The 21,662-nt window shown below is 63.9% G+C and carries 20 protein-coding genes; 10 read left to right on the top strand and 10 right to left on the bottom strand.

What is annotated here, in order from left to right; all coding sequences use genetic code 11:
- Nucleotides 1–3: 3 nt before the first annotated feature.
- A complete protein-coding gene (locus METLI_RS01380) occupies nucleotides 4–237 on the bottom strand; it encodes a winged helix-turn-helix domain-containing protein (protein WP_004037333.1) in 234 nt (77 codons plus the stop codon).
- Nucleotides 238–327: 90 nt separating this feature from the next.
- On the opposite strand from METLI_RS01380, the gene METLI_RS01385 reads away from it, so the two are divergent.
- Nucleotides 328–666: a hypothetical protein gene (locus METLI_RS01385; RefSeq protein ID WP_157203179.1), complete on the top strand. Its 339-nt coding sequence runs from the start codon at nucleotides 328–330 to the stop codon at nucleotides 664–666.
- On the opposite strand, the gene METLI_RS01390 is transcribed toward METLI_RS01385, so the two are convergent.
- Nucleotides 659–2,179 (bottom strand): SLC13 family permease, encoded by a 1,521-nt coding sequence (locus tag METLI_RS01390; RefSeq protein WP_004037337.1) that lies wholly within the window; start codon nucleotides 2,177–2,179, stop codon nucleotides 659–661. The genes METLI_RS01385 and METLI_RS01390 overlap by 8 nt on opposite strands.
- A 357-nt stretch (nucleotides 2,180–2,536) precedes the next feature.
- Between METLI_RS01390 and METLI_RS01395 the strand changes: the two genes are divergently transcribed.
- Together METLI_RS01395 and METLI_RS01400 are read left to right on the top strand one after the other, a co-directional pair.
- On the top strand, nucleotides 2,537–3,157 hold the full coding sequence (locus tag METLI_RS01395; protein ID WP_004037339.1) for a DUF4118 domain-containing protein: 621 nt from the start codon (nucleotides 2,537–2,539) through the stop codon (nucleotides 3,155–3,157).
- A 4-nt stretch (nucleotides 3,158–3,161) separates the two neighbouring features.
- On the top strand, nucleotides 3,162–3,722 hold the full coding sequence (locus METLI_RS01400) for a DUF7504 family protein (RefSeq protein ID WP_004037341.1): 561 nt from the start codon (nucleotides 3,162–3,164) through the stop codon (nucleotides 3,720–3,722).
- A 9-nt stretch (nucleotides 3,723–3,731) separates the two neighbouring features.
- On the opposite strand, the gene budA is transcribed toward METLI_RS01400, so the two are convergent.
- Genes budA through METLI_RS12310 form a run of 3 tightly spaced genes read right to left on the bottom strand, consistent with a single transcriptional unit; the run spans nucleotide 3,732 to nucleotide 8,030 of the window.
- Nucleotides 3,732–4,556, bottom strand: a complete 825-nt coding sequence (gene budA, locus METLI_RS01405) for an acetolactate decarboxylase (protein WP_157203180.1) — start codon at nucleotides 4,554–4,556, stop codon at nucleotides 3,732–3,734.
- On the bottom strand, nucleotides 4,553–5,872 hold the full coding sequence (locus METLI_RS01410) for a small ribosomal subunit Rsm22 family protein (protein WP_048103575.1): 1,320 nt from the start codon (nucleotides 5,870–5,872) through the stop codon (nucleotides 4,553–4,555). The genes budA and METLI_RS01410 overlap by 4 nt, the downstream gene beginning before the upstream one ends.
- A gap of 22 nt (nucleotides 5,873–5,894) precedes the next feature.
- A complete protein-coding gene (locus METLI_RS12310) occupies nucleotides 5,895–8,030 on the bottom strand; it encodes a PAS domain S-box protein (RefSeq protein ID WP_004037351.1) in 2,136 nt (711 codons plus the stop codon).
- A gap of 642 nt (nucleotides 8,031–8,672) precedes the next feature.
- Between METLI_RS12310 and METLI_RS01420 the strand changes: the two genes are divergently transcribed.
- Together METLI_RS01420 and METLI_RS01425 are read left to right on the top strand one after the other, a co-directional pair.
- Nucleotides 8,673–10,703 (top strand): tetratricopeptide repeat protein, encoded by a 2,031-nt coding sequence (locus tag METLI_RS01420; RefSeq protein WP_004037353.1) that lies wholly within the window; start codon nucleotides 8,673–8,675, stop codon nucleotides 10,701–10,703.
- Entirely contained in the window at nucleotides 10,615–10,953 is a 339-nt protein-coding gene (locus METLI_RS01425; RefSeq protein ID WP_157203181.1) for a hypothetical protein, read from the top strand. Before METLI_RS01420 ends, METLI_RS01425 begins: the two co-directional genes overlap by 89 nt.
- Here the strand turns inward: METLI_RS01425 and METLI_RS01430 are convergent.
- On the bottom strand, nucleotides 10,921–11,775 hold the full coding sequence (locus METLI_RS01430) for a nucleoside 2-deoxyribosyltransferase (protein ID WP_004037356.1): 855 nt from the start codon (nucleotides 11,773–11,775) through the stop codon (nucleotides 10,921–10,923). The two genes, METLI_RS01425 and METLI_RS01430, sit on opposite strands and share 33 nt — an antisense overlap.
- A 30-nt stretch (nucleotides 11,776–11,805) precedes the next feature.
- Here METLI_RS01430 and METLI_RS01435 point away from each other — a divergent pair, with 30 nt between their 5' ends.
- Complete coding sequence (locus tag METLI_RS01435; RefSeq protein ID WP_004037359.1) at nucleotides 11,806–12,303, top strand: DUF367 family protein; 498 nt, start codon at nucleotides 11,806–11,808, stop codon at nucleotides 12,301–12,303.
- Nucleotides 12,304–12,310: 7 nt separating this feature from the next.
- On the opposite strand, the gene glgP is transcribed toward METLI_RS01435, so the two are convergent.
- Nucleotides 12,311–14,491, bottom strand: coding sequence for an alpha-glucan family phosphorylase (glgP, locus tag METLI_RS01440; protein WP_004037361.1), 2,181 nt, complete (start codon nucleotides 14,489–14,491; stop codon nucleotides 12,311–12,313).
- 180 nt (nucleotides 14,492–14,671) lie between these two features.
- Here glgP and METLI_RS13000 point away from each other — a divergent pair, with 180 nt between their 5' ends.
- Nucleotides 14,672–14,824 (top strand): hypothetical protein, encoded by a 153-nt coding sequence (locus METLI_RS13000; protein ID WP_004037363.1) that lies wholly within the window; start codon nucleotides 14,672–14,674, stop codon nucleotides 14,822–14,824.
- 61 nt (nucleotides 14,825–14,885) lie between these two features.
- Here METLI_RS13000 and METLI_RS01445 read toward each other — a convergent pair whose 3' ends face one another.
- Nucleotides 14,886–15,620 (bottom strand): winged helix-turn-helix transcriptional regulator, encoded by a 735-nt coding sequence (locus tag METLI_RS01445; RefSeq protein WP_083838639.1) that lies wholly within the window; start codon nucleotides 15,618–15,620, stop codon nucleotides 14,886–14,888.
- Between the two features lie 4 nt (nucleotides 15,621–15,624).
- Nucleotides 15,625–16,392: a hypothetical protein gene (locus METLI_RS12315; protein WP_004037367.1), complete on the bottom strand. Its 768-nt coding sequence runs from the start codon at nucleotides 16,390–16,392 to the stop codon at nucleotides 15,625–15,627.
- 164 nt (nucleotides 16,393–16,556) lie between these two features.
- On the opposite strand from METLI_RS12315, the gene METLI_RS01455 reads away from it, so the two are divergent.
- The 3 genes from METLI_RS01455 to METLI_RS01465 are packed head-to-tail and all read left to right on the top strand — an operon-like array spanning nucleotide 16,557 to nucleotide 20,016.
- Nucleotides 16,557–17,465: an ABC transporter ATP-binding protein gene (locus METLI_RS01455; RefSeq protein WP_004037369.1), complete on the top strand. Its 909-nt coding sequence runs from the start codon at nucleotides 16,557–16,559 to the stop codon at nucleotides 17,463–17,465.
- Nucleotides 17,462–18,589: an ABC transporter permease gene (locus tag METLI_RS01460; protein WP_004037372.1), complete on the top strand. Its 1,128-nt coding sequence runs from the start codon at nucleotides 17,462–17,464 to the stop codon at nucleotides 18,587–18,589. Before METLI_RS01455 ends, METLI_RS01460 begins: the two co-directional genes overlap by 4 nt.
- Nucleotides 18,586–20,016: an NEW3 domain-containing protein gene (locus tag METLI_RS01465; RefSeq protein ID WP_004037374.1), complete on the top strand. Its 1,431-nt coding sequence runs from the start codon at nucleotides 18,586–18,588 to the stop codon at nucleotides 20,014–20,016. The genes METLI_RS01460 and METLI_RS01465 overlap by 4 nt, the downstream gene beginning before the upstream one ends.
- On the opposite strand, the gene METLI_RS12320 is transcribed toward METLI_RS01465, so the two are convergent.
- Nucleotides 19,994–21,619 carry a PAS domain S-box protein gene (locus tag METLI_RS12320; protein ID WP_004037375.1) on the bottom strand — a complete coding sequence of 542 codons (1,626 nt, stop codon included), beginning with the start codon at nucleotides 21,617–21,619 and terminating at the stop codon, nucleotides 19,994–19,996. The two genes, METLI_RS01465 and METLI_RS12320, sit on opposite strands and share 23 nt — an antisense overlap.
- Nucleotides 21,620–21,662: the final 43 nt, after the last annotated feature.

Here is a 21,662-nt window from a genome sequence, read left to right on the forward strand (position 1 = left end):
GGTTCAGGCTGCCTCGACGGCCTGCCCGGGCTTGCACAGATAGATGATCTGGCGTGCATCCTTGAAGTTGAACTTCTCGATGATGAGGTCGTTCTCCTTCAGTTTTTTCAGCGCATACCTGACCGTTCTGGGCGCAAGGCTGGAGGTCCGTACCAGATCCTTGTGCGTCATCGCACCCCCGTCCCCCAGGATCAGCAGGACCTTCCTGGAGGAAGGTGGGAGGGTCATGTGGTGCATGATATACACTTAACGGCGTTAACATATGAATGTATCGCCCATATATAAATGCGGGCTGAATATTATGATATGCTCGATCGCCGGGAAAACATGGCTTTGATCATCCTTATCGGCATTTTCCTTCTTCTCCTCGCTGCACACGGGGCGCTTGCCGCCGCCGGGAGTGCGACCTTCGCCGCCCCATGGGCCCCGGAGGCCGAGGACGGCACCTTCGTGGCCGTGCGCGGGACGGTGGACGACCTCCGCCACCTCACCGGCGGGCACCTCTCGGTGACGGTCGGGGGAGCGACCGTCTTTATCCCTGCACGAGTCTCTGATCGGCTGGACCTCAAGGAAGGGTTGAACGTGAGCGTTGCCGGGACCGTCCAGACCTACCTTGGAGAAAAAGAGATTGTGGTGCAGTTCCCCGGCGACGTCGCCGTCACTTGACCGGCATCGTCGCCCAGTCCGGGAGGGCCGGGGAGAACCCGAGCGCCCACATTACGATGGTGAAGAGGAAGAAGGTCCAGAGACCGACGCCGATGAAGTTCAGCACCCAGCCCGAGCGCATCAGGTCCTTCATGTCGATATACCCGGAGGCATAGGCGACGGCGTTCGGCGGCGTCGCCACCGGGAGCATGAAGGCCAGCGAGGTGCAGACCGCCGCCGTGAGCATGAGCATGTACGGGTTCATGTTCATCGAGACGGCGGTCACCGCCATGATCGGCATCATCAGGGATGCGATGGCGGTGTTCGAGGTCACCTCGGTCAGGAGGGAGATCCCGATCGCCACGAGCAGCACGAGAACGACGATCGGCAGGCCGCCGAACATGGCGATCTGGTCGACGATGAGTTTGGCAAGCCCGCTCTGGATGAAGGCGACCGAGAGGCAGAGACCGCCGCCGAAGAGGATCAGGATGCCCCAGGGTATCTTCACCGCCCATTCCCAGTCCATCGTATAGATCCCCTTTGCCCGGTCCACCGGGAGGAGGAAGAGGAGAAGGGCGCCGGCGATGGCGATCACCGAGTCGTCGATCCCCGGGAAGAACACGTCGAGGCCGGGGATGACGACCCCCTCGATGTTCTTCGTCTTCGCGAAGATCCAGGCGAAGGCGGTGAGCACGAAGATCATCAGGGTCCACCGCTCCCCCCGCGTCATCGGCCCGAGGTTCTCGATCTGGTGGGAGATGATATCCTTTGCATGGGCGATCTTCGCGGGGAGGTGACGGTACGACCCGTAGGTAAGCCATATCCAGGCGAGCAGGAGCAGGATCGCCGCGAGCGGGACGCCGAACTTCATCCACGAGAAAAAGTCGATCGCCGGGGCGGCCGGGAAGAGGGTCTTCATCTGGGCGGCAAAGATCCCGTTCGGCGGCGTGCCGATGAGGGTTGCAATCCCGCCGATGTTCGCCGCATAGGCGATGGAGATGACCAGCGCCTCGGAGAAATCGCGCTGTTCCTGGGTCATATCCTTGAGGAGTGTGCTGGCGTTGGGGATGATGGTGGTGATGATCGCGATCGCAATCGGGATCATCATCATCGCCGTCGCCGTATTGGAGATCCACATCGAGAGGAACGCCGTGGCGATCATGAAGCCCAGGATCAGCCGTTTCGGGCTTGTTCCCACGATATTGATGATATTCAGCGCGATACGCCGGTGAAGCCCCCACCGCTGCATCGACATGGCGATGATAAAACCGCCCATAAAGAGGAAGATGACCTTGTCGGCATAGGGCGCCGTCGCCTCCTTGGCGCTGAGAACGCCAAGGGCGGGAAAGAGCACTACCGGCAGAAGGGCCGTCGCTTCAAGGGGAATTGCCTCGGTGATCCACCATATGATCATCAGGAGCGTGACCGCCGCCACATATCTGGCCGATGTCGGCATCACGCTCTCACTGATGGGGGCGAACACCAGGGCCAAAAATACAAGCGGCCCGAGGACTCTCCCGATATTCTTTTTCATCGAACACAAAGATTGGAATTCGTTATATTTCTACTATTCCCTTCATGCGTGAAATGCCGCCCCGTTCCGGCAATCGCTGACATTTGGAGTGTATTCTCATTTTTGATGGTTCTGCGGCCGCAGCGGCCGTTTCCCTTTCCCGGTGGTTTTCAGGATTCTTCTGGAAAAGGAGGCCTTGCGTGGCCTTAAGATCGGGTGCGAACGAAAACCGGCGCTTACGAGATGGACCTGGTAATGCTGGCGTATTTTCCAGAAATCCGACCGTTTCGATGACTGGAGCGTGACATATCTATTTGGGTAGGTTTATCAGAATAAAGAATGAGATCTTAGCCCTATCCAGCAAGCAGGAGGATGGAGATGAAGACGAAGATGCATGATTTTGCCGGGCGCCACCCGTGGATCAAGCCCGCCGTGGTGATCGGTCTGGTTTCTTTCTGCGTCGCCCTTGAGGTGCTCATCCATGCCTACCTGAATATCGCGGTGGCCTTCACCCACATCTTCTATCTCCCGATCGTCATCGCCGGGATCTGGTACTATAAAAAAGCCGTCGTGATCGCCCTGCTCCTCGGGGCGATGCACATCGCCGTCGAATATTTCACGATGGGTTTTGTCTTCGAGCCGGCGGCCCTCGTTCGGGCGGCGATGTTCGTCGTGGTCGCCTTTGTGATCGGGTCCCTCTCAGAATCAAAAGACCTTTTCGCCGCCGAACGGGAGCGGAAACATAAGGCCCTCGTCGGGTTCATCGCCGAGGTCGGGCTGCGGATCAAGACGCCGATGAGCGTGATCCGCGAGAACCTCGGTGAGATCGGCCGCGGCATCGAGACCGGCGAGATGGAAAAGGAAGAGGTTTTAGCCGCCCTGCAGGTCCAGATCAGCCATGCCGAAAAGATTCTCGCCACGCTGAGGGAGTTGAACCAGGGCGTCGTCGATGAGCAGAAGGACATCCCGGAGTCGTACAGAGATCTCCTGACCCGGTGAGGCCATGACATTCTCCCTCCACGGAACCGATGATAAAAAACTCTATCTGCTGCTTTCCTCGGCGCAGACGATGAAACAGGCGAACCTCTCGATTGTCAGGGAGATCACCGCCTCGGGCAATGCCGCCATCGTCATCACCACGAATCAGCCGTATCTGATCCTGAAAAAGCTCTACGGGCGCGAGGGGATCGATCTCTCGAAGGTCCATTTCGTCGACGCCATCACGCGCTACGCCATCGGGAAGGTGCCCGACGACGCTGCAAACGCCATCTTCGTCAACAGCCCCGAAAACCTCACCGACATGGGCATCGCCATCACCCAGACCCTCAAGGAGATGGAGGGGCAGAACATCTTTGTCGTCTTTGACTCGGTCTCGACGATGCTCATCTATCTCTCGTCGGTGAATATCTCGAAGTTCATCCACTTCGTTTCGAGCCGTTTAAAAATTCTCGACGTTTCAGGCATTTTTCTCGCCGTCGAGAAGGGGCTTGACCCCCTTCTCCTGACCCAGCTCACCACCTTCGTCGACGAGGTGGTCGATCTCGACGAGTCCGCGGAAGGGTGACGGCCGGGCTCAGCCGGTCGTTCTCCCGCGTTCTGCGGCGTTTACCTCGCCCGAGCGGTCGCCCGAGAGGTCGGCCGCGGCAAAACCCCCGCTCTCGGGGAGCGAGAGCCTGAGGTTGGGCGTGATGTCGAGGGCCACCCTGACTCGGTCTGCCGTGCAGTCGAGGAGGTGCCCGCCGCCTGTGCGGTCGTCTGAGAGGTAGTGGAGGTGGAAACCGGCGACGTTGATCCCGGCCATATACTGCGGGAGGTAAAAGCCGACAAGGGTGCCCTCGGTCCGGTCGAAGGTGAAGAGGTGCTGCGAGGCGGTCACCTCGACCAGGGGCGGGTAGGGTCTGGTCTGTGCGTCCACGCTCCGGGTGGTGAGGTTTGTGAACCGGCCTTTCACGATGACGGCGACCGGGTGGTTGGGGGAGGGCAGGGCGTCTTCGATCGCCGCCTCCAGGTCTGCGAGGGAGACGGGGCCGTCGAGGTCGAAGGCGATGTCTTCGTCGAAGACGGTGACCGCCGCAAAGGCCGTCCTGGTGGCGAGGTCGATCCGGCCGACGGCCCCGTCGCCGCGGATCTGCCAGACCTCTCCGTCCAGGATGACGATCTCGCCGTCGAGACCCTCGGGCGTCCCGATGCCGGTGTCGCCGCGCTCGGTGAGTGCGCCGAACTCCTCGACGCCGTCATAGACGCCTTCGAGAAGGGCGCCGATCGTCGAGACCTGGTAGATCGTCTCGGTCGTCTCCTCCCCGTCATCGGCCCACCGCACCGTCGAGGAGACCATGAAGCCGGCCGAGACGATCAGGAGGATCAGGAGGGCGGAAATCCGCCACATATGCGGGATCACGCCCCGCACTCCCGGCCGGCCCTGGCGACGGTCGTCTTCCTGCCGATGATCACCGAGTAGGTGTCTGCCTCCCGGTTGTACCTGACCGTCGCGTTCCTGATGATCAGGATCTCACCGTATGGGCCGCTCAGAAGCGGTTCGTTCCCTTCGTTCCGGGAATATTCGGGCAGGACCGCATAGACCGGCTTTTTCGGGGTCCCGTCGCAGATCTTCACCACGTGCCGCCCGGGTTCGCCGATATCGGCCGACATCCTGGCGGCGCAGAGGTGGATCCGTTTTTCCACATGGTCGGCGAGGGCGCCGAGACGGGCGGCCTTCAGGTTCTTGCCGATGCGGTAGCCTTCCCGGGTGAACCCGTCCTTCCGCAGCACGAGATGGGAGAACTTGATGTCGGTGTTGCGGTAGCGGTAGCCCTCCTCGCCGGCGGCGACCAGGGCCTCCATCAGCCGCGGCGGCCTCACCTCCGGGCCCGTGGTGAAGGTCCAGCACCGGTCAGGACGGCAGGGCTCGCCCCAGAGGTGCGTGCAGGGGGCGTAGACCGAAAGGCCGGCATCGACGAGGGCGCGCTGCACCTCGCGCAGGGCGGTGGAGGCGTCCTTCTCCGCGGGCTCGACGATGAGGATGGTGCCGTCAGGCGCAAGCCTCTCCCCGAACCTGGCGACCATCGCCGCCTTTTCTTCCGGGCCGCGGCCCGGGATCTCGTTGAGGACGTTGGAGAAGACGATCAGGTCGTAGGGCCCCTGCAGGGTTCCTGCCGGCGGGTCGAGGAGGTCGCCTGCCACCGGGCGCCCGACGGTGACGAGCCCCTTCTTCTCCGCGGCCGGAGGCACCAGCGCCATATACGCCTCGATGTTCTCCTCGGAAATATCGATGGCGTCGATCCGGGCCGTTGCGCCCTTCACCCTCCCCAGATAATCGGCGATCGCAAGCGAGACGACGCCGGGGCCGCACCCGGCGTCCAGCACCCGCATGGTTCTGGGGATGAGTCCGTCGGCGACGAGGCCGTGGAGGAGGAGTTCCGACTGGACGAGATAGACCGGGAACTGGTAGGCAAGGTAGGCGAGGACGTCGTAGCCCTTCGCATAGGAGATCTTTCTCCGGCGCCCTCTCGCCCAGTAGCCCCATTTCTGGGCGACGACCGCCGAGCGGATCCGCTCGAGAACGACCGGGTCGTTCCAGGTCTTCCCGGTCTTCTTTTCGATATACTCCTCGATCAGCCGTTCGAGCCGCCGCGGGACTCTGGGCGAGGCGAAAAACTCGTTCTGCTTCATCTCTTCGCCGGGCGACAGATGGAGGGGGGCGTCAGGTCGCGTCATGGTGAGAAGAGTCACCGGCCCCTTAATAAACATCTTCCGCCGGCGGCCCTGAGATGAGGCCCGAGGTGACGAGGCCGGTGATCCGGCCGTCATTGTCACGCACGATGGTGTTGCGCCAGAGCACGCCGATCTCGCCGCCGTCCCGTGCAAGGAGGGAGCCTTTCTCCTCCCCGGGCGGGGGGGACGCCCCCTCCATCAGCCGCCTGAAGTTCGCCTCAAGGCGCGGCCTGAGGCGGGTTGGGACGAGTGTTTTGAACCAGTTTTTCCCGACGAGATCGGTCTCGGCGTAGCCGAGGGCGAGGCACCCGGTCCGGTTCATCCGTTCGATGGTGCCGTCCGTCCTGATACCGGCGATCATCACCCCGGCGACGTCGAGGTAGCGTTCGGCCCGGTCCCGCTCGATCCTGACGGTCTCCTGGGCGAGGATGCGCCCGGCCACGTTTGCCGCCTGGGCGGCGATCGTCTCGAGGGCCTGGACGCCGGCCGCGGGTATCAGGCCGGTGAGGCGGGACCCGGCGACGAGCACCGCGACCGGCATCCCCCCATGGACGATGGTGAACGTGACGGTGCCGCGCAGGTCCTCGTCGCCGGGGAAGGCGGCGGTTCTGCCCCCGATGAGCACCGCGGCTTCTTCTCCGTCGATCCGCTCTGCCCGGGCTGCGGCTTCTGCGGAGAGCCCGAATGCCGCCACGCGCTCGAGGCGCCCCTCCTCCCTGACGGCGTAGACGGCGGCGGCGTCCACGCCTGCGGCCTGCATCGCCGCATCAAGGCAGATGGAGAGGGCCTCCCTGAGGTCTGAGGCTGAACCGAGGGCCTCTGCAAGGTCGCGCTGGTCCGCGAGGAGGGCGTCGGCGCGGACATGGTCGGTGATGTCGCGCACGATGGTGAGGACGTATTTCATCTCGCCCCCCTCGCCGGCGATCGGGATCTTTTTCGTCTGCAGGTGGTGCGTCTCCCCGTTCTGGAAGACGACGGGCATTGCAGGGCATTCCACCGGGCTTTGCCTCTGGAGCATCTCCGCCTCGCCGCAGGAGATGAGGGGGACGAGATCGGGCCCGAAGATCGCGCTCTCCTCTTTTCCGGCGAGACTCTCGGGTGCCCCCCCGACGAACGCCTCTGCCGCACGGTTGAAAAAGACGTACTTCCCGCCCGCGATCTCCCTGACGAAGACCATGTCCGGGATGTTCTGGACGATGCAGTGGAGAAACGATTTCCAGCCCCGCACCCGGCGCTCAGCCTGGTGCCGTTCGGTGACGTCCCTCGAGACCATGCGATAGCCCCCGAAATCCCCGATCTCGTCGAAGTCCGGGGTCCCGCTCGCTTCAAAAACGAGGCTCTTCCCGCTCCGGTGAAGCAGGGGGATGTGGAGGAGGGAGAATGGCCGGTCAAGGAGTCCGGCGAGGCGTTCCGCGACCCGCTCCTGTTCGGGCGCCGGGACGAAATCGAGGAGAGAACGCCCGACCATCTCGTCAGGGGCGTAGCCCAGAAGATCGAAACTCTTCGGGCTCACATAGGAGAAGGTCCAGTCGTCGCCGACATTCCAGATGATGTCGTTGATGTCCTCGACGAGCGCCCTGAACTTTGCCTCCTCTGTGCGCAGCGCCTCCTCTGCGAGTTTCTGACTGGTGATGTCCTCGAGGATGATGGTGATCCCGGGGCTGCCGTCGTTGAAGGCGGTGGGCAGGATCTTCATTCTGAAGTAGAGTTCGCCCCCGGTCCTGAGGAACCTCACCTCCTCGACCACGTCGTCGCCCCCGAGGGCGTCCTCGATCCGCGCCCTGATCAGGGGGTGATCGAAAGCCGAGAGGCGCGATTCCCCGATCGGTTTTCCGATGACGTCGTCCCGTCCGGCGCGGACGATCTCGAGGATGCGGTCGTTTGCCTGGACGATGGTGAGGGTGCGGTCCAGGATCGCCACGCCGTCTGAGGAGAAGTTGATCATGGCCGAGAGGGGCACCCGCTGCGAGGGGTAGAAGACCTTTGCCTTGCCGTAGGTCCGCATCTCCACCTCGCCGGAGATGAGGAGCATGTCGAGGTAGCGCGAGGCCGTATTCCTGTTGATCGCGAGGTCTCTGGAGAGATCGGTGACCGACATCCCGCGGGGATTCGCCTTTAATCGGGCGAGAATTTTAGTGATCTCCTCAGGATAGGGCCTCATATCAGATCAGAGTGATACTGGCCAGTACTTATCGGTTTCGGACATGGCAGGCATCATGCCCCGCATTGATGATAGCGTCAATGCCATGCAATACATGATATATTTATATATTTGAACATTCAACATATGATCGCCGACGTCCCATCCGAAGTGGGGAAATCTCGGACGGGGCGCAATCGACAGGAACACCAGCAGGCACCCGCAGATCACCTAACTCAAGCGGCACACACCAGCACGCGTGGGTGCCTGGATATTTCACCTCTCAAAAGGCGTCAACATTCATTCTTCCGGCGGGAGGCCGGCATCCTCCCATCCTGTGCACATTCACGTACACCTCACTCAGAAGAGGTTCCGGGGGCGCGGGGCACATGCCCCCTGGAAAGGTTTCACCCTTTGTACATTTTTTTTGTTCTTTGCTCTTTCACGCGGGGAACGCCCTGCCCGATCCCATCCCGCAGGTCCGCCCCTGATGGCGACCGGTCGTCCGGGATAACCCTGATGAGCCCGGGGAGGCCGGGCGAAGGCGTCGCGGCCGCCCACGCACGGGAATGAAGAGCCCTTTTTCCTTCCTGTATGGCGACCGGATCAACAGGAGTATCACGCCGCAGGTATCATCTTCTTAGCCGGGAGAGGTACGACGAGATGGATACAACCGTTGCACTGAATTTTTTCTGGGAATCATTCTGGATCGACCGGTGGATGCGCCGCGACGCCGCCCCCCGGGACGCCGCCCTCCTGCATCTCTTTCTGATACGAAGGGCGAGGGACCCCGGTTTTGCGGCCTATTCCGCAGCCGCAGGTTTTTCTGACGACCGGGCGAAGGATGCGGTCAGGACGGCGCTTGCCGGCGCCCTTGCCGAAGACTGTGCTGATCTTTTCGGCGCCGGGAGGGACGCATATCTCTGGCGGCGGTACCTCGGCCTCCTGGATGCGGGCGATCTCCGTGGAGCGCGGCTCGTTGAGACGATGCTGTGCACGCCGGCGGAAGACGGCTATCTTGCCCCGCCGATCGCCGCCGGCGAGGGGCCGTCACGCTCGTCCTGGGAGCGGATGGAGAAGAGGGTGGTGATGTCGGAGATCCGGTATCCCGACCTCTACTTTGAGGCGCCCTATCTCAGGGACCTTTCGGGTGCGCAGATCAGCCCGGCCGACCTCGAGATCACCTCCTTCGCCGTCGAGAGCCTCAAAAACCTCCTCGGCGGAGCGATCCCGCCCGGAGACGCCGGAACCTTCGAGCGTTTCATCAACGATGCAGGAATGATCATCGCCTTCTCCTGGTTCGCCGAAAAAACGTACGACGAACAGACGGCGATCCTGAATGCGGTCTATCCGTTCAGCCTCGACGAGGAGACGCTGGACCGGTTCGTGGCGATCTTCGACGACTACGAGACCCTCCTCGAGGAGGCGGCCGGGCTTGTAAAACGCGGGTTTATCGAGGAGGCAAAGACCGTCTATGCCTATACGATCCTGCACGCGGGCGAGGCGGCCCTCCACCACGCCTGCTATGAGAACCTCGCCGTCCTCTTCAGGGAGGAGGGTGACTACGCCCGTGCCGGCGACTGCGCCGAACGCGCCCTCGCGATCAGAAAGGCCATGCCGGGCGCCGATCCCTACCTCGTCGCCCTCGGGGAGAAGAGCCTCTCGGAAGCGCTTTATTTGCAGGGCAAATCCGGTCGTGCGGCCGACCTGGTCGCCTCGGCGGTGGCGGCGGCCGACCGCCTCTCCCCCGAGAAGGCCAGGTCGCTCTTCTGGGCGATCGCCTCTTCGTTTCGGAGGACCGGGAGGTTTGAGGAGGAATACGCCCTGCTCACCCGCATCCTCGAAGGAGAGGGTGAAGGGGAGGCGATGGACGCTGCAATGGCGCGCCTCTTCTCGATGGACCAGTACGCCAGGGCCGACGGCTCCTTCGATATGGCCGGGCTTGCCGCCGTCGAGGAGCGGCGGCGCTACCTGGACTTTTTCGGCAAGGGTGCGGCCCTGCTCCAGGCCTTCCAGTTCGACCGCGCCATCGCCTGCTTCGGGGACGCCCTCGCGATCAGCCGTGACCTCGATCTCCTCAGGAACATCGCCATCGCCCACCGGCTGTACGGCTCGGCCGATGCGGCCAGGGAGTACTTCGGCATGGTGCGTGCCGAACGGCCCGCGGATGTCTTCTCCCTCATCCACCTCGGCCTGCTCGCCGGCGGGGAGGAGGGCGCCCGGCTGATCGGGCGGGGCATCGCCGCCGCCCTCGAGGGGCGGATGGACCTCGCCCTCGTCCTCTACCCGATTGTCCGCGACGCCGTTGCCGACGGCGCGGTCCTCGATGCGATCGACCGTTCAGGCGATCTCCCGGCGCAGGGCGGGGGCCGGGCGCTCTACTATCTCGGGGCCGGGACGATCCTCGCCGATCTCGGCTTTTCCGGGGAGGCCGAAACCTGTTACCGCCGGGCCCTCAAGGCGACCCCGCCGTCCCCGGTGCGGGCGCGGGTGCTCAGGAATATGGGTGTGCTCGCCGCCGACGCCGGCAGTCCAGAACGCGGCGCCTCCCTGCCTCGACGGGGTCGTCAGGTACGTCGCCTGCTACCCGGCGGTGTGGCACGGCGTGGACGGGGTGCAGGAGGTCCTCAGGGATCCCGTCGGTGCGGCGGCGGCGGCGCGGGAAGCGGTGCGCCTCGCCCCGGCAGAGCCTGAATACGGGCGCGAGCGCGACCTGCGGGCGGCAGAAGAGGAGACCGCGCCCCCCGGGGTCGACGACCCGGTCGCCGCCGAACTCATCGCCGCAGGCGAGCGCCTGATCGAGCGGGAGGCGTGTGCGAAGCGTGCGCTCTTTGCCTATAGCGAGGCATTGCAGAGGGTCAGAGGCCGGGAAGAGATCGCTCTTACCGGGGGCTCCTATGCGGTGGCGCTCTCAGAGCGTGCCAGGATCTTCTCCCTGTTTTGAGGAGAGGGCGGCGGCGACCGCCCCCGGCAGGTCGGCAGGACGCGCAACCACGGTCGAGGAGGCTTCGAGCATCAGGTTGACCGCCTCCGCCTCCCCGACCCGGCGGAAATCGGTCCGCAGGGCGACGACCGGGATGCCGCGGGCGTACGCGTACCCCATCTCCCACGCCGTCCCCGAATCGGCGTCGGCCCCGTCGATGACGGCGACGACGATATCGACCCCCTTCAGGTCTTCGAGATTGTGCTCGAAGATCGCCCGCCCGTCCCCGGCGCTGCGTGCGGCGTCGTTGTCCCCGACCTCCTGCGGGAGATAGACCTCGTAGAGCGCCGCCTCCAGCAGATCGCGCACCTCCCGGTTGAAGGCGCGTTCGGCCCGGGAGAAGAGCGGGGCGGCGAGGTACACCCGGTACCGGGCGAACTCGCAGACGTCGACCGCCCTGATCTCCGGGAACCGGGCGAGAAAAGCCCCCCGCCCAGGCACCCGCTCGTCCAGCCATGTGCGGTTCACCCCGCAGGCCGGCGAGGAATCGACGCCGATGATGCAGAGCGGCGGGCCGCGCTCGTGGATCATCGCCCTCACCTCTTTTTCCATCCGGTCGAGGAGGGCGCGGAAGGCCGGGGTGTCCAGGCGCTCGACAAAGGTCGCGGGCGGGCGCGGCCGGCCGAGATAGGCGGTCTCAGGGCAGGGGAGGGGGACGACTTCGATCGAGAAGCGCCGGCACCGCTCCAGGGCCCGCTCGAACGCCGCACGGTCGGACGGTTTTGTGATCCCCTCGGCCCGCAGGGAGGGGTCGAGGATGCAGGGGGAGACCAGGACATACATTCAATAGGTGTCTGTGTCAAACCGGCATAGATGATACGCCTCTTCGCCTTCAGGGACAACTCCTGCGATCCCAGGAAGTGCACGGTGAAGCGGATGGAGAAATGGGGGCAGGTGAAAGTCGTCGACACCCTCACCCGGATCCCGCGCTCGTCGCTCATCCTGGACCCGACGGCCGAGCGCGCCCTCTCCCCGGCCGACCGGGGCGTGCCCTCGATCACCGCCCTGGACTGCTCCTGGGAGGTGCTCGACTCGGTGACGGTGCGGCGCTGGCCGACCCGCCGCGCCCTCCCCTACCTCGTCGCCGCCAACCCGGTGAACTTCGGCCGCCCCCTCCGCCTCACCTCGGTGGAGGCCTTTGCGGCGGCGCTCGTGATCCTGGGCGAGGACGAGCAGGCTCGGGAGGTCCTCTCGAAGTTCAACTGGGGGATGCACTTCCTGGAGTTGAACGCCGACCCCCTCGCCGAGTACGCGGCGGCGAAGGACTCCACCGAGGTCGTGGCGATCCAGGCGCTGTATATGGGGGAGTGAGGGCCGATCACTCCCCCCCGCCGAGGCCGGGAAACGGCGTGCCGGCGGCGGCGAGCATCTTCGGGTAGTAATGGGTGACGTACTCCTTGACCATCCTCCGTGCGCAGAACCGCGGGGCATTGCTCTTGATCGACTCCTTCATCGCCCGCACCCACCCGTGCGGCACCCCGTGCATGTCGGTGTCGTAATAGAGCGGGACGACCTCTTTTTCGAGGAGTTCGTAGATCGCGTTCGCATCTGCCGCCGTCCGGTCGCCGACGGTGTACTCGCCGCCGAAGGCCCAGCCGTTTCTGCCGTTGTAGCCCTCGATCCACCAGCCGTCCAGGATGGAGAGGTTGAGCACGCCGTTGATCGCCGCCTTCATCCCCGAGGTGCCGCTCGCCTCCATCGGGGGCAGGGGGTTGTTGAGCCAGAGATCGACGCCGTGGACGAGGTACTGGGCGACCTGCTCGCCGTAGTCCTCAACGAAGGCGATCTTCCCGCCGAAATCCGGCGACCGGGCAAAGGCGTAGATCCGCTGGAGGACCTGCTGCCCCTCGACGTCTGCCGGGTGCGCCTTGCCTGCAAAGACGATCTGCACCGGTCGCCAGCGGTTGTTGACGATCCTCTTCAGCCGTTCGAGATCGTAAAAAATGAGGTCTGCCCGTTTGTAGGTCGAAAAGCGCCGTGCGAACCCGATGGTGAGCATGGTCGGGTTCAGGAGCACCCCCTCTGCGACGATGTTCTCGGGCATTTCCCTGTGTTCGGCCCACTTGCGCCGTTTTCTCTCCCTGATCCTGTTGATCAGTTTTGCCTTCAGCCAGATGTGGAGGTCCCAGAGTTCTTCGTCCGGGATCTCGTCGACGAGATCCCAGATCACCGGGCAGTCGTGCTCCATCTGCCAGCAGGGACAGACGGCCCCGATGTAGCGATCGAGGAGGAGTTCCATCCTGGAGTTGAGCCAGGTCGGGAGGTGGACGCCGTTGGTGATCGCATCGATCGGCACCCGCTCCGGGGGGAGTCCGGGCCAGATCCCCTGCCACATCGCCCTTGTCACCTCGCCGTGGCGCTGTGAGACGGCGTTGTGATGGGCCGACATCCGCATCGCAAAGACGGTCATGTTGAAATTGCCGCCCTGATCGCCGGGAGCGGCTCCGAGGGCGAGGAACCGCTCCCTCTCGATGCCGAGACAGCGGTAGTAGGTGCTGAAGTAGCGGTCGATCATCTCTGCCGGAAAGATGTCGGTGCCGGCCGGGACCGGGGTGTGGGTGGTGAAGACCGTGGTCCCCCGCACCTGCGCGAGGGCGTCCTCAAAGGACTGCCCCTCTCCGACCCGTTCCCTGACCCGTTCGACCAGCGCGAAGGCTGGATGGCCCTCGTTGATGTGCACACCCGCATAGTGGACGCCGAGGTACGAGAGCACCTTTCTGCCCCCGATCCCGAGGACGATCTCCTGGAGGAGGCGCTGCTCCTTATTCCCTGAATAGAGGCGGTGGGAGATGGAACGGTGTTCGGGGGCGTTCTCCGGGATGTCGGTGTCGAGGAGGTAGAGGGGGATGCGGCCGACCTGCACCTTCCAGACGGCGACGCTGATGGGCAGGTTGATGTGGGGGACGGCCAGGACGATCTGTTTGCCCGAGGGGTCGAGGACGCGGGTGATCGGGGCGGCGTCGCGGTTGAGGTGCTCCTCGATGTTCATCTGCGAACCGTCAGGGCCGATGTGCTGGTGGAGGTAGCCTGAGGAGTACATGAACCCGACGGCGACGAGGGGGACGCCCAGGTCGGAGCACTCCTTGAGATGGTCGCCGGCGAGAAACCCGAGCCCGCCGGCGTAGAACGGCAGAGAGTGGTGGAGGCCGTATTCTGCCGAAAAATATGCGACGGTGAACGGGCGGGAGGAGGCATATTCCTCGGTAAACCAGGAGTTTTTTCTGGCCATGTACTCCTGGTAGCGCTCCATGATGATGTCGTAGCGGCGGAGGTACTCCCTGTTCTGCGCCGCCCGTCTGAGGTAGTCCTCAGGGATCTCCTGGAGCATCTGCACCGGGTTGTGCCGGCTCTCCTTCCAGGCATGGGCGTTCACCTGCTTGAAGAGCATCCTGGCCGACGGGTGCCAGCTCCACCAGAGGTTGAAGGCAAGGTCGACGAGCCCCTCGATACGCTCCGGGACATGATCGAAACGGCTCCGGTCCATGGCGTCGGCGGTCATCGTGATCGAGGAATAGGTAGAGATGGTTATTTAACTTACGGGGGAAAGGGGGCGGCTCTCTCGGGAAACGATAAATGGCGGCCTGATTGTGAATTAATCTATTATTTTTTTTGTAAATTGTGTTTTTCGATCCTGAAGCCTTGGATATGTATAAATAGTATTGTGTTCTGTATTGATCCGATGGAGAAACCGGTACAGGACCGCCTGTTCCTTGACGTAATGAGGGTGGACGCGGAGCAGCGGATCCTGATCCTGATCGTCGCCCTGATCGCCCTGATGTCGCTCGGCATCGGGATGATGCTGCCGATGACCTTCCCCGGCCTGTTTTCCTGAGTGCTTCCGGTCATGCGCCCGGAGCGGCCGCTCGCTCTTTTTTACCCCTGCCCCGTGCCTCTCAGGTGTGCGAGAGGATCCGGCGGTCTTCCGCCTCCCTTATCCCGGAGGCGAGGTCCACGGCGGCGTCCTCGCTGATCCGGTACCTGACCGCCCGCCCGTCGCGTTCCTGCCTGATGATCCGGTCCTCGGTCAGCTTCTTCATGTGCCAGGTGACGGCCGGCCCCGAGATCCCGACCGTGTCGGCAACCTCCTGCCGCGACGCCCCCGGGTGCTCCAGGATCCCGATGAGGATCTCCCGTGTGGTCGTGTTCCTCAGGTGCTTGAGCACTCGCTGCTGGGCAGCGGTGTAGGTCCCGCTGTTCTCGTAGAAGCGGAGGTAGCCGTCCTCGTCGAGCGAGGTGATCTTGTGATGCTCCTGCAGGACGGCAAGATGATACCTGAGGGTGCTCATCGAGATCGCCGCGCGCTCAGAGAGCGCCCTGAGATGGATGCCGGGCGCCGCCCTGATCATCGTGTAGATCTCGGCTCTGGCCGCGCTCTCCAGGACGTTCTCGCGGCCCACCCTGCGGCACCCCAGAGAGAGGCAGGTCTTCGTCGCCCAGAGAAGTTCGAGCGGGACGATGCAGACCTCCAGAAGGATCACCCAGAGCGGAAGTTCCCAGAAGGCGACCTCGGACGGGACGAAGGGATCCTCTGAAGGGGGGTACAGGCTCCCCGGGCTGACGACGTAGGCTGCGGAGGCGATCTGTGCGAGGGCGACTGCAAGAAATACGGCGATCATCCATCCTCTCATCCCCTCACCCCATGTATGTCAGGAACGTGTAGTTCCTCGACGTGAACGATTTCGACCCGCTGATCTTCAGGAACCAGTTCCCCTCTGCGATCCCCTCTTCGTTCGAGACCCTGAGATAGATCCTGCCGTCCTCGTTGCCGTCGCTCATGTCGTCATAGGTGCCGAGCACGCCGCCCGGATAATAGATGGTGAGATCGAGCGGCCGATCAGGGTCTTTCCAGACGAGATCGACCCAGAAACAGGTCATGTTCGGGGTGATCTCCAGCATATAGTAGCGGTTCCTCCCGCCGAATCCCGGCAGGACGGGGAGCGTGTTCGAGGATAGGAGCGGGGCCTCTGCCTCGCCTCCTCCGGAGAGAAGAGTGTCTTCTTTCGCCAGGGCGCCCCCGCCCTCTGCCTCTTTTTCAGGAGCACGGTAGATGACGGCAGATGTGGCAGCCTCATCGCCGCTCTTCACCGTGTACACCGATACGCTGAGGGCGGAAGTCCGGGCATCCCTCTCCGCCGAAGCGGCGGGGAGGAGGGGGCCGTTCAGGATGGCGATATAGCCCGGGACCTCGACAAACCCGGACGATTCGATGGTGTTGACCGTGATCACGCCCCCGGTGCTGGAGGCCGCACCCCGGGCATTGACGACCGTGACCGTGATCACCGACGGCAGGTCTGGATCGGCCTGGCTCATGCTGCCACCGCCCGAGACCGAAAAGACCGACGCGGAAGAGGCGACGACCAGCAGCAGCACCAGCGCGCACCCCGCGACCCACCAACGCATGGGTATGATCTGGTACCTATCCCCTCTTAAATCATCTGGCACATCTGTTTACATGTTGCAGGTCTCAAACGGGCTATCAGAACGTGTAAACGATTGCGTCAGAAGTCTATTATAAAATGTGACCAATACCTGACTGTCTGTCCAATCAGAGGAATGTAAATCCCATGATACGATGTGAACACCTTACCAAGGTCTATAACGGGGTGGCGGCGGTCGACGACCTCAACCTGGCGATCCCGGCCGGCGAGATTTTCGGGCTCCTCGGCCCGAACGGCGCCGGCAAGAGTACCACGATCCTGATGCTGATCGGGCTCATCGAACCGACATCAGGGGCGTGCTTTATCGACGGCATCGAGGTGGCGAAAAACCCGATCGAGGTGAAACACCGGATCGGCTACATGCCCGAGGACGTCGGGTTCTACGCCACCCTCACGGCCGAAGAGAACCTCGACTACTCGGCGAAACTCTACGGCATGGACGCCGCCGTGCGGCGGAAGCGGATCCCCGACCTCCTCTCCCTCGTCGGCCTCGACGGGGTCGAGAAGGTCGTCGGCGGCTACTCGAAGGGGATGCGCCAGCGCCTCGGGCTTGCGAAGGCCCTGATCAACGAGCCGAAGGTGATCATCCTGGACGAACCGACGGCAAACCTCGACCCGCAGGGCGTCGCCGATTACCGCCGGATCCTCGGGGAGACGGCGGAAAACGGGACGACGGTGCTCGTTTCCTCCCACATCCTCTCCGAGGTGAACCGGGTCTGCACCTCGGCCGCCATCCTCGCCCACGGGAAATATGTCGCCGGCGGCACCTGGGACGACCTCGCCCGCACCCGGGAGAAGGGAGAGTGCGTCATCCGCCTCGAGACGAGGTCTCCGATGCCCGAGATCGTCCACCCGGCCCTCCTCTCGGCCGAGTATGCCGACGGCCATAGGTCGGCGCGCCTCGTCGCCGGCGCCGACATCAGGGACGAGATCGCCGCCGTCGCCGGTCCCGCCGGGATCAGGCGGCTGGAGGTAGAAGCCCCCGACCTCGAGGACGTCTTTCTCTCGTACTACCACGAGGAGGCGGCCTCATGAGGTCGGCCGGGCTCAGGGTGATCGCCGCCAAGGAGTTCAACGACCACCTGCGGAGCAGGAAGTTCCACCTGATCTTCGGGATATTCCTGGTGATCGCCGTCATCGGGCTCATCGGCGGCATGGTCACCTACCAGGAGCAGCTGGAGGACTACAACCGGGCGCAGTCGGCGGTCCAGGACACCGACGAGTTCATGGAGAAATCGTATTACTCCTGGAAACCCTCGATGCTCTCGGCCTTCAACGAGATGTCCTCGTTGATGACGACGATCGGCGTGATCCTGGGCATCGCCATGGGCTTTGACCTCGTTACGCGGGAGAAGGAGAGCAAATCCCTGAAGATCCTCCTCTCGCACCCGGTCTACCGGGACGAGGTGATCAACGGGAAGGCGCTCGGCGGTATCGCGGCGATCGCCCTCGCGATGGGGGTCGTGCTCGTCATCTCCCTTGCGGTGATGCTCCTCTTCGGGATCGTCCCGAATTTCGAGGAAACGGTGCGGATGTTCCTCTTCGGCGCCCTCTCGTTCCTGCTCGTCTTCTCGTTCTTCGCGATCGCCCTGTTCATGTCGACGGTCGCAAAGGACAGCGGGAGCGCGATCATCTACACGCTCATCGTGATGATCGTCCTCTCCTCCCTCCTCCCGATCTTCACCTACGGCTCGGTGTACACCGCAGCCTTCGGCCAGCCCCCTGACCCCCCGGAATCCACCATGGTGAGGTACGGCGGCTACGGCGGGACGTACGTCTCGTCGGCCGTCTCCGTCTCGGTCAGCGGCGAGGAGAAGGTGGACCCCATGGTCGACGAGGCCTGGCAGAAGTACGAGGAGGAATCCCGGGCCTACTGGGAGCGGCGGCAGGCAGTCAGCGACGCCGTATCTCTCCTCTCGCCGACGAGCAACTACCAGATGCTCGCCTATGCCGTGACCAACCCCGACATGGCGAGGATGATGCTCTCCAGCTCCCTTTTCTCGGTCGTGGAGATGGACGACGAGATCCCGCAGGAAGGGTTCTCTGCCCTCTTCGCCCTCCTTGGCGAGATGGCGAAGAACATCGCCGCCCTCGTCATCACGCCCGCCCTCTTCTTCGGGCTTGCATGGGTGCGGTTCATGCGGGAGGACGTGCGATGACGAAGGCGCCCGCCCTCCTCCTCGCCCTCCTGGTGCTCACCGCCGCCCTGCCCCTGCCGGCGGCGGCCGCCGCCTCGGCAACCGGCTCGGTCTCGATCCACTGCGATTTCCCCGGCCAGGTGGTCGAGGCCGGAGAGACGGCGACCTTCACCCTCGTCGCGGCGAACGACGGGAGCGCCGACCAGATCAAGATGTGGGCGGAGAACTTCGCCGGGAGCCGGGACTGGGAGATGCGGTTTGTCGACGGCACGACCGAGGTGAACCGGGTCTCCATCCCGAAGGGCGGGTCGAAGACCGTCACCCTTGAGGTCGAGACGGCGGCCGACACCCCGATCGGCGATTATCCCCTGAAGATGCATGTCGGCGACGGTGCGATCTGGCTTTACGTGACGATCTCGAAGACGCACACCGGCGAACTCGGCACCCTCCAGGTCCTGGTGACCGACAAGGACGGCGAGAAGGTGAAGGGGGCGACCGTCGATATCTACCGCGGGAGCGAGAGCGAGCCCTTCGACCGGGTGATGACGACCGCCGACGGCCGGATCAGCACCGGCCTCCCGCAGGACGTCTACCACCTCGTCATCACGAAGCCGGGCTACCGCTCTGCCGAGAAGAAGGACGTGAAGGTGAAGTGCGGGATCACCACCGACGCCGGCACGGTGATGCTCGAGAAGTCCTCGTACGCCGCCGAGGTGACGGTGAAGTCGGCCCTGATCACGACGCCTGCCGGGAAGAACCCGACCTTCGAGCTGACCCTGCGCAACGTCGGCAAGGCCGACGACACCTACCGGCTCTCGACTGCGGGGCTCCCTGAGGGCTGGTACGCCCGGTACAAGGAGGGCGCCGCCGAGACGAGCGACATCTCGGAGATCTTCGTCCCTGCCGGCGGCGAGCGGAGCCTCTTCCTTGAGGCGATCCCGCCGTACGGCGTGACGGTCGGGGACTACTTCCTCACGGCCACAATCGAGTCGTCCTCGGACGCCTATACCGAGGATATGACGGCGAAGATCAGCGGGAGCTATGAGATGGGGCTCTCTGCGGACCGCTACCGCTACGAGGCGTCGATGGGCGAGACCGTCGAGTTCGATGTCTCGGTGAGGAACCTCGGCAATGCCGGCGCCCTGACCGGGATCAGGTTCGAGGTGAGCGCACCGCAGGGCTGGAAGGCCACGGTGACGCCGACGAATATTACGAGCCTCCAGCCAGGCGAGTCGAAGAAGGTGAGCGTGAAGGTGGTGCCGCCGTCGAGCATCGTCGCCTCCGAGTACAAGGTCACGCTGAAGGCGGTCTCCGACCAGGGCGAAGAGAGCGACGAGTTCAGGATCGTCGTGAAGGAGCAGTCGTTCGCGGCGATCGCCGGGCTTCTCCTCCTGGGTGCGATCGCCGGCGGGGTCTGGTACTACTTCAGGAAGTACCAGCGCCGGTGAGAGCGTCGTCGGGCGCTTCGCCCTCCCCCGGCTCCCCGGCCGGGACCGGGGCGAGCTGCTCGACGACCAGGCACACCTCCCCGTCCCGGTCGATGATCGGGACGCTCGTGCATCGCAGGTGCTGGTCCAGTTCGGGGACGTATTTCTCGATCGTCTCTGGTTTTCTGCTTTTGAGGGCCATCTCGGTGGCGCAGGCCTCGCAGGGGCGGGCCCTGCCGATGAGGGAGTAGCAGGGTTTTCCCGCCACCTCCTCCGGCGTCATCCCGAGGGCCTCGTAGCCGGCCCGGTTGTAGCGGATGACCCGGCGGTCGGGGCGCATGATCCCGACGATCTCGGGGAGGGCGTCGATCGTCCATTCGAGGAGGGCATTCGCCTCGTGCAGCGTCCGTTCTCCGGCGCGGATCTCGGTGATGTCGCGGAGCGACTCGATAGCGCCGACGGTCTCCCCGTCCGGCCCCCGCAGGGGCGTCGCCCGCCCCTGGAGCACACGCTCCTCGCCGTCGCCGGTGATGACGGTGATCTCCCCGGTGAGGCTCCCGTCCTCCCACCTGGCGGCGGTGTGGCGGCTTCTGGTCTCCCCTGACGCCCGCCCGAGGACGATCTCGGCGAGCACCGGGCGGACCTGGCCCCTGATCTGGGGGTCGCAGTCAGACCGCCCGATCACGCCGGCGGCCGCCACCCCGGTCAGCCGCTCCATCTGGCGGTTCCAGAGCGTCACCCGCCCCTCCCTATCGATCGCGAAGGTCGGGTCGGGGAGCGACTCGATCACGCCTTTGAGGCGCTGTTCTGATGCGAGGATCGCTGCTTCCGCATTTTTATAGTCGGTGATGTCCCTGCCGACCGACTGGATCCTGATCAGGTTCCCCGCGGGGTCGAATGAGGCGCGGTCGGTCCAGCCGTGCCAGCGCACCTCGCCCGAGGGCATGACGACCTGGTGGTCGATGTGGGCGGCCGGATGGTCGGGGGTGAGGGAGGCGAAGTGGCGGCGGAGACGCCCCTGCTCGTGGACCGGAATTTTTGGGGTGAAGCGGCGCCCCACCATCTCCTTCCCCGGCACCCCGAAGTGCCTGCAGAATGCCTCGTTTGCAAACAGGATCACGCCTTCTGGATCGAACCAGCAGATCATCTCGGTCTGGTCCTCGACGACGGTGCGATACCGCTCCTCGCTCTCCTCCAGGGCCCGGGCGATCCGTCTCTTCTCGACCGCCTGGATGATGCTGTTTTCCAGTTCGGCAAATTGCGGCTTCGGCGCCCCGCCCTTCTGGAGGTAATAGTCCACCCCGGCGTTCAGCGCCTCGATCACCGCCTCCTCGCGCCCTTTTCCGGTGAAGATGATGAAAGGGAGGGGGCCGTAGCGTCTCCTTACCTCCCGCAGGAGTTCGATCCCGTCCATGCCCGGCATCTGCAGGTCAGAGACCACACCGTCGATGGCCCCGCCGGCCAGCAGCGGGAGCGCCTCCTCTGCGGAGGTGGCCGGGGTCACGGCGATCTTTCCTCCCCGTTCAAGGAATAATTTTCCAATTTCGACGAGTGCGGGTTCGTCGTCAATATAAAGAACAGATATTTTTTGTTTATTGGAATAATGGGGCTCCGGGAAATCCATTGTGGTTCATAATGCGGCCATACTATATTTGTATATCGATATT

Source organism: Methanofollis liminatans DSM 4140 (assembly GCF_000275865.1).
GTDB classification, from domain to species: Archaea; Halobacteriota; Methanomicrobia; order Methanomicrobiales; family Methanofollaceae; genus Methanofollis; species Methanofollis liminatans.

Excerpts from the sequence above, each read along its gene's own strand:
- METLI_RS01435 (WP_004037359.1), top strand. The coding sequence starts at position 11,806 with ATGATACGCCTCTTCGCCTTCAGGGACAACTCCTGCGATCCCAGGAAG.
- METLI_RS12315 (WP_004037367.1), bottom strand. The coding sequence starts at position 16,392 with ATGCGTTGGTGGGTCGCGGGGTGCGCGCTGGTGCTGCTGCTGGTCGTC.
- METLI_RS01395 (WP_004037339.1), top strand. The coding sequence starts at position 2,537 with ATGAAGACGAAGATGCATGATTTTGCCGGGCGCCACCCGTGGATCAAG.
- METLI_RS12310 (WP_004037351.1), bottom strand. The coding sequence starts at position 8,030 with ATGAGGCCCTATCCTGAGGAGATCACTAAAATTCTCGCCCGATTAAAG.
- METLI_RS01390 (WP_004037337.1), bottom strand. The coding sequence starts at position 2,179 with ATGAAAAAGAATATCGGGAGAGTCCTCGGGCCGCTTGTATTTTTGGCC.
- METLI_RS12320 (WP_004037375.1), bottom strand. The coding sequence starts at position 21,619 with ATGGATTTCCCGGAGCCCCATTATTCCAATAAACAAAAAATATCTGTT.
- METLI_RS01455 (WP_004037369.1), top strand. The coding sequence starts at position 16,557 with ATGATACGATGTGAACACCTTACCAAGGTCTATAACGGGGTGGCGGCG.
- METLI_RS13000 (WP_004037363.1), top strand. The coding sequence starts at position 14,672 with ATGGAGAAACCGGTACAGGACCGCCTGTTCCTTGACGTAATGAGGGTG.
- METLI_RS01400 (WP_004037341.1), top strand. The coding sequence starts at position 3,162 with ATGACATTCTCCCTCCACGGAACCGATGATAAAAAACTCTATCTGCTG.
- glgP (WP_004037361.1), bottom strand. The coding sequence starts at position 14,491 with ATGACCGCCGACGCCATGGACCGGAGCCGTTTCGATCATGTCCCGGAG.
- METLI_RS01430 (WP_004037356.1), bottom strand. The coding sequence starts at position 11,775 with ATGTATGTCCTGGTCTCCCCCTGCATCCTCGACCCCTCCCTGCGGGCC.
- METLI_RS01420 (WP_004037353.1), top strand. The coding sequence starts at position 8,673 with ATGGATACAACCGTTGCACTGAATTTTTTCTGGGAATCATTCTGGATC.
- METLI_RS01445 (WP_083838639.1), bottom strand. The coding sequence starts at position 15,620 with ATGAGAGGATGGATGATCGCCGTATTTCTTGCAGTCGCCCTCGCACAG.
- METLI_RS01460 (WP_004037372.1), top strand. The coding sequence starts at position 17,462 with ATGAGGTCGGCCGGGCTCAGGGTGATCGCCGCCAAGGAGTTCAACGAC.
- METLI_RS01410 (WP_048103575.1), bottom strand. The coding sequence starts at position 5,872 with ATGACGCGACCTGACGCCCCCCTCCATCTGTCGCCCGGCGAAGAGATG.
- METLI_RS01465 (WP_004037374.1), top strand. The coding sequence starts at position 18,586 with ATGACGAAGGCGCCCGCCCTCCTCCTCGCCCTCCTGGTGCTCACCGCC.
- METLI_RS01380 (WP_004037333.1), bottom strand. The coding sequence starts at position 237 with ATGCACCACATGACCCTCCCACCTTCCTCCAGGAAGGTCCTGCTGATC.
- METLI_RS01385 (WP_157203179.1), top strand. The coding sequence starts at position 328 with ATGGCTTTGATCATCCTTATCGGCATTTTCCTTCTTCTCCTCGCTGCA.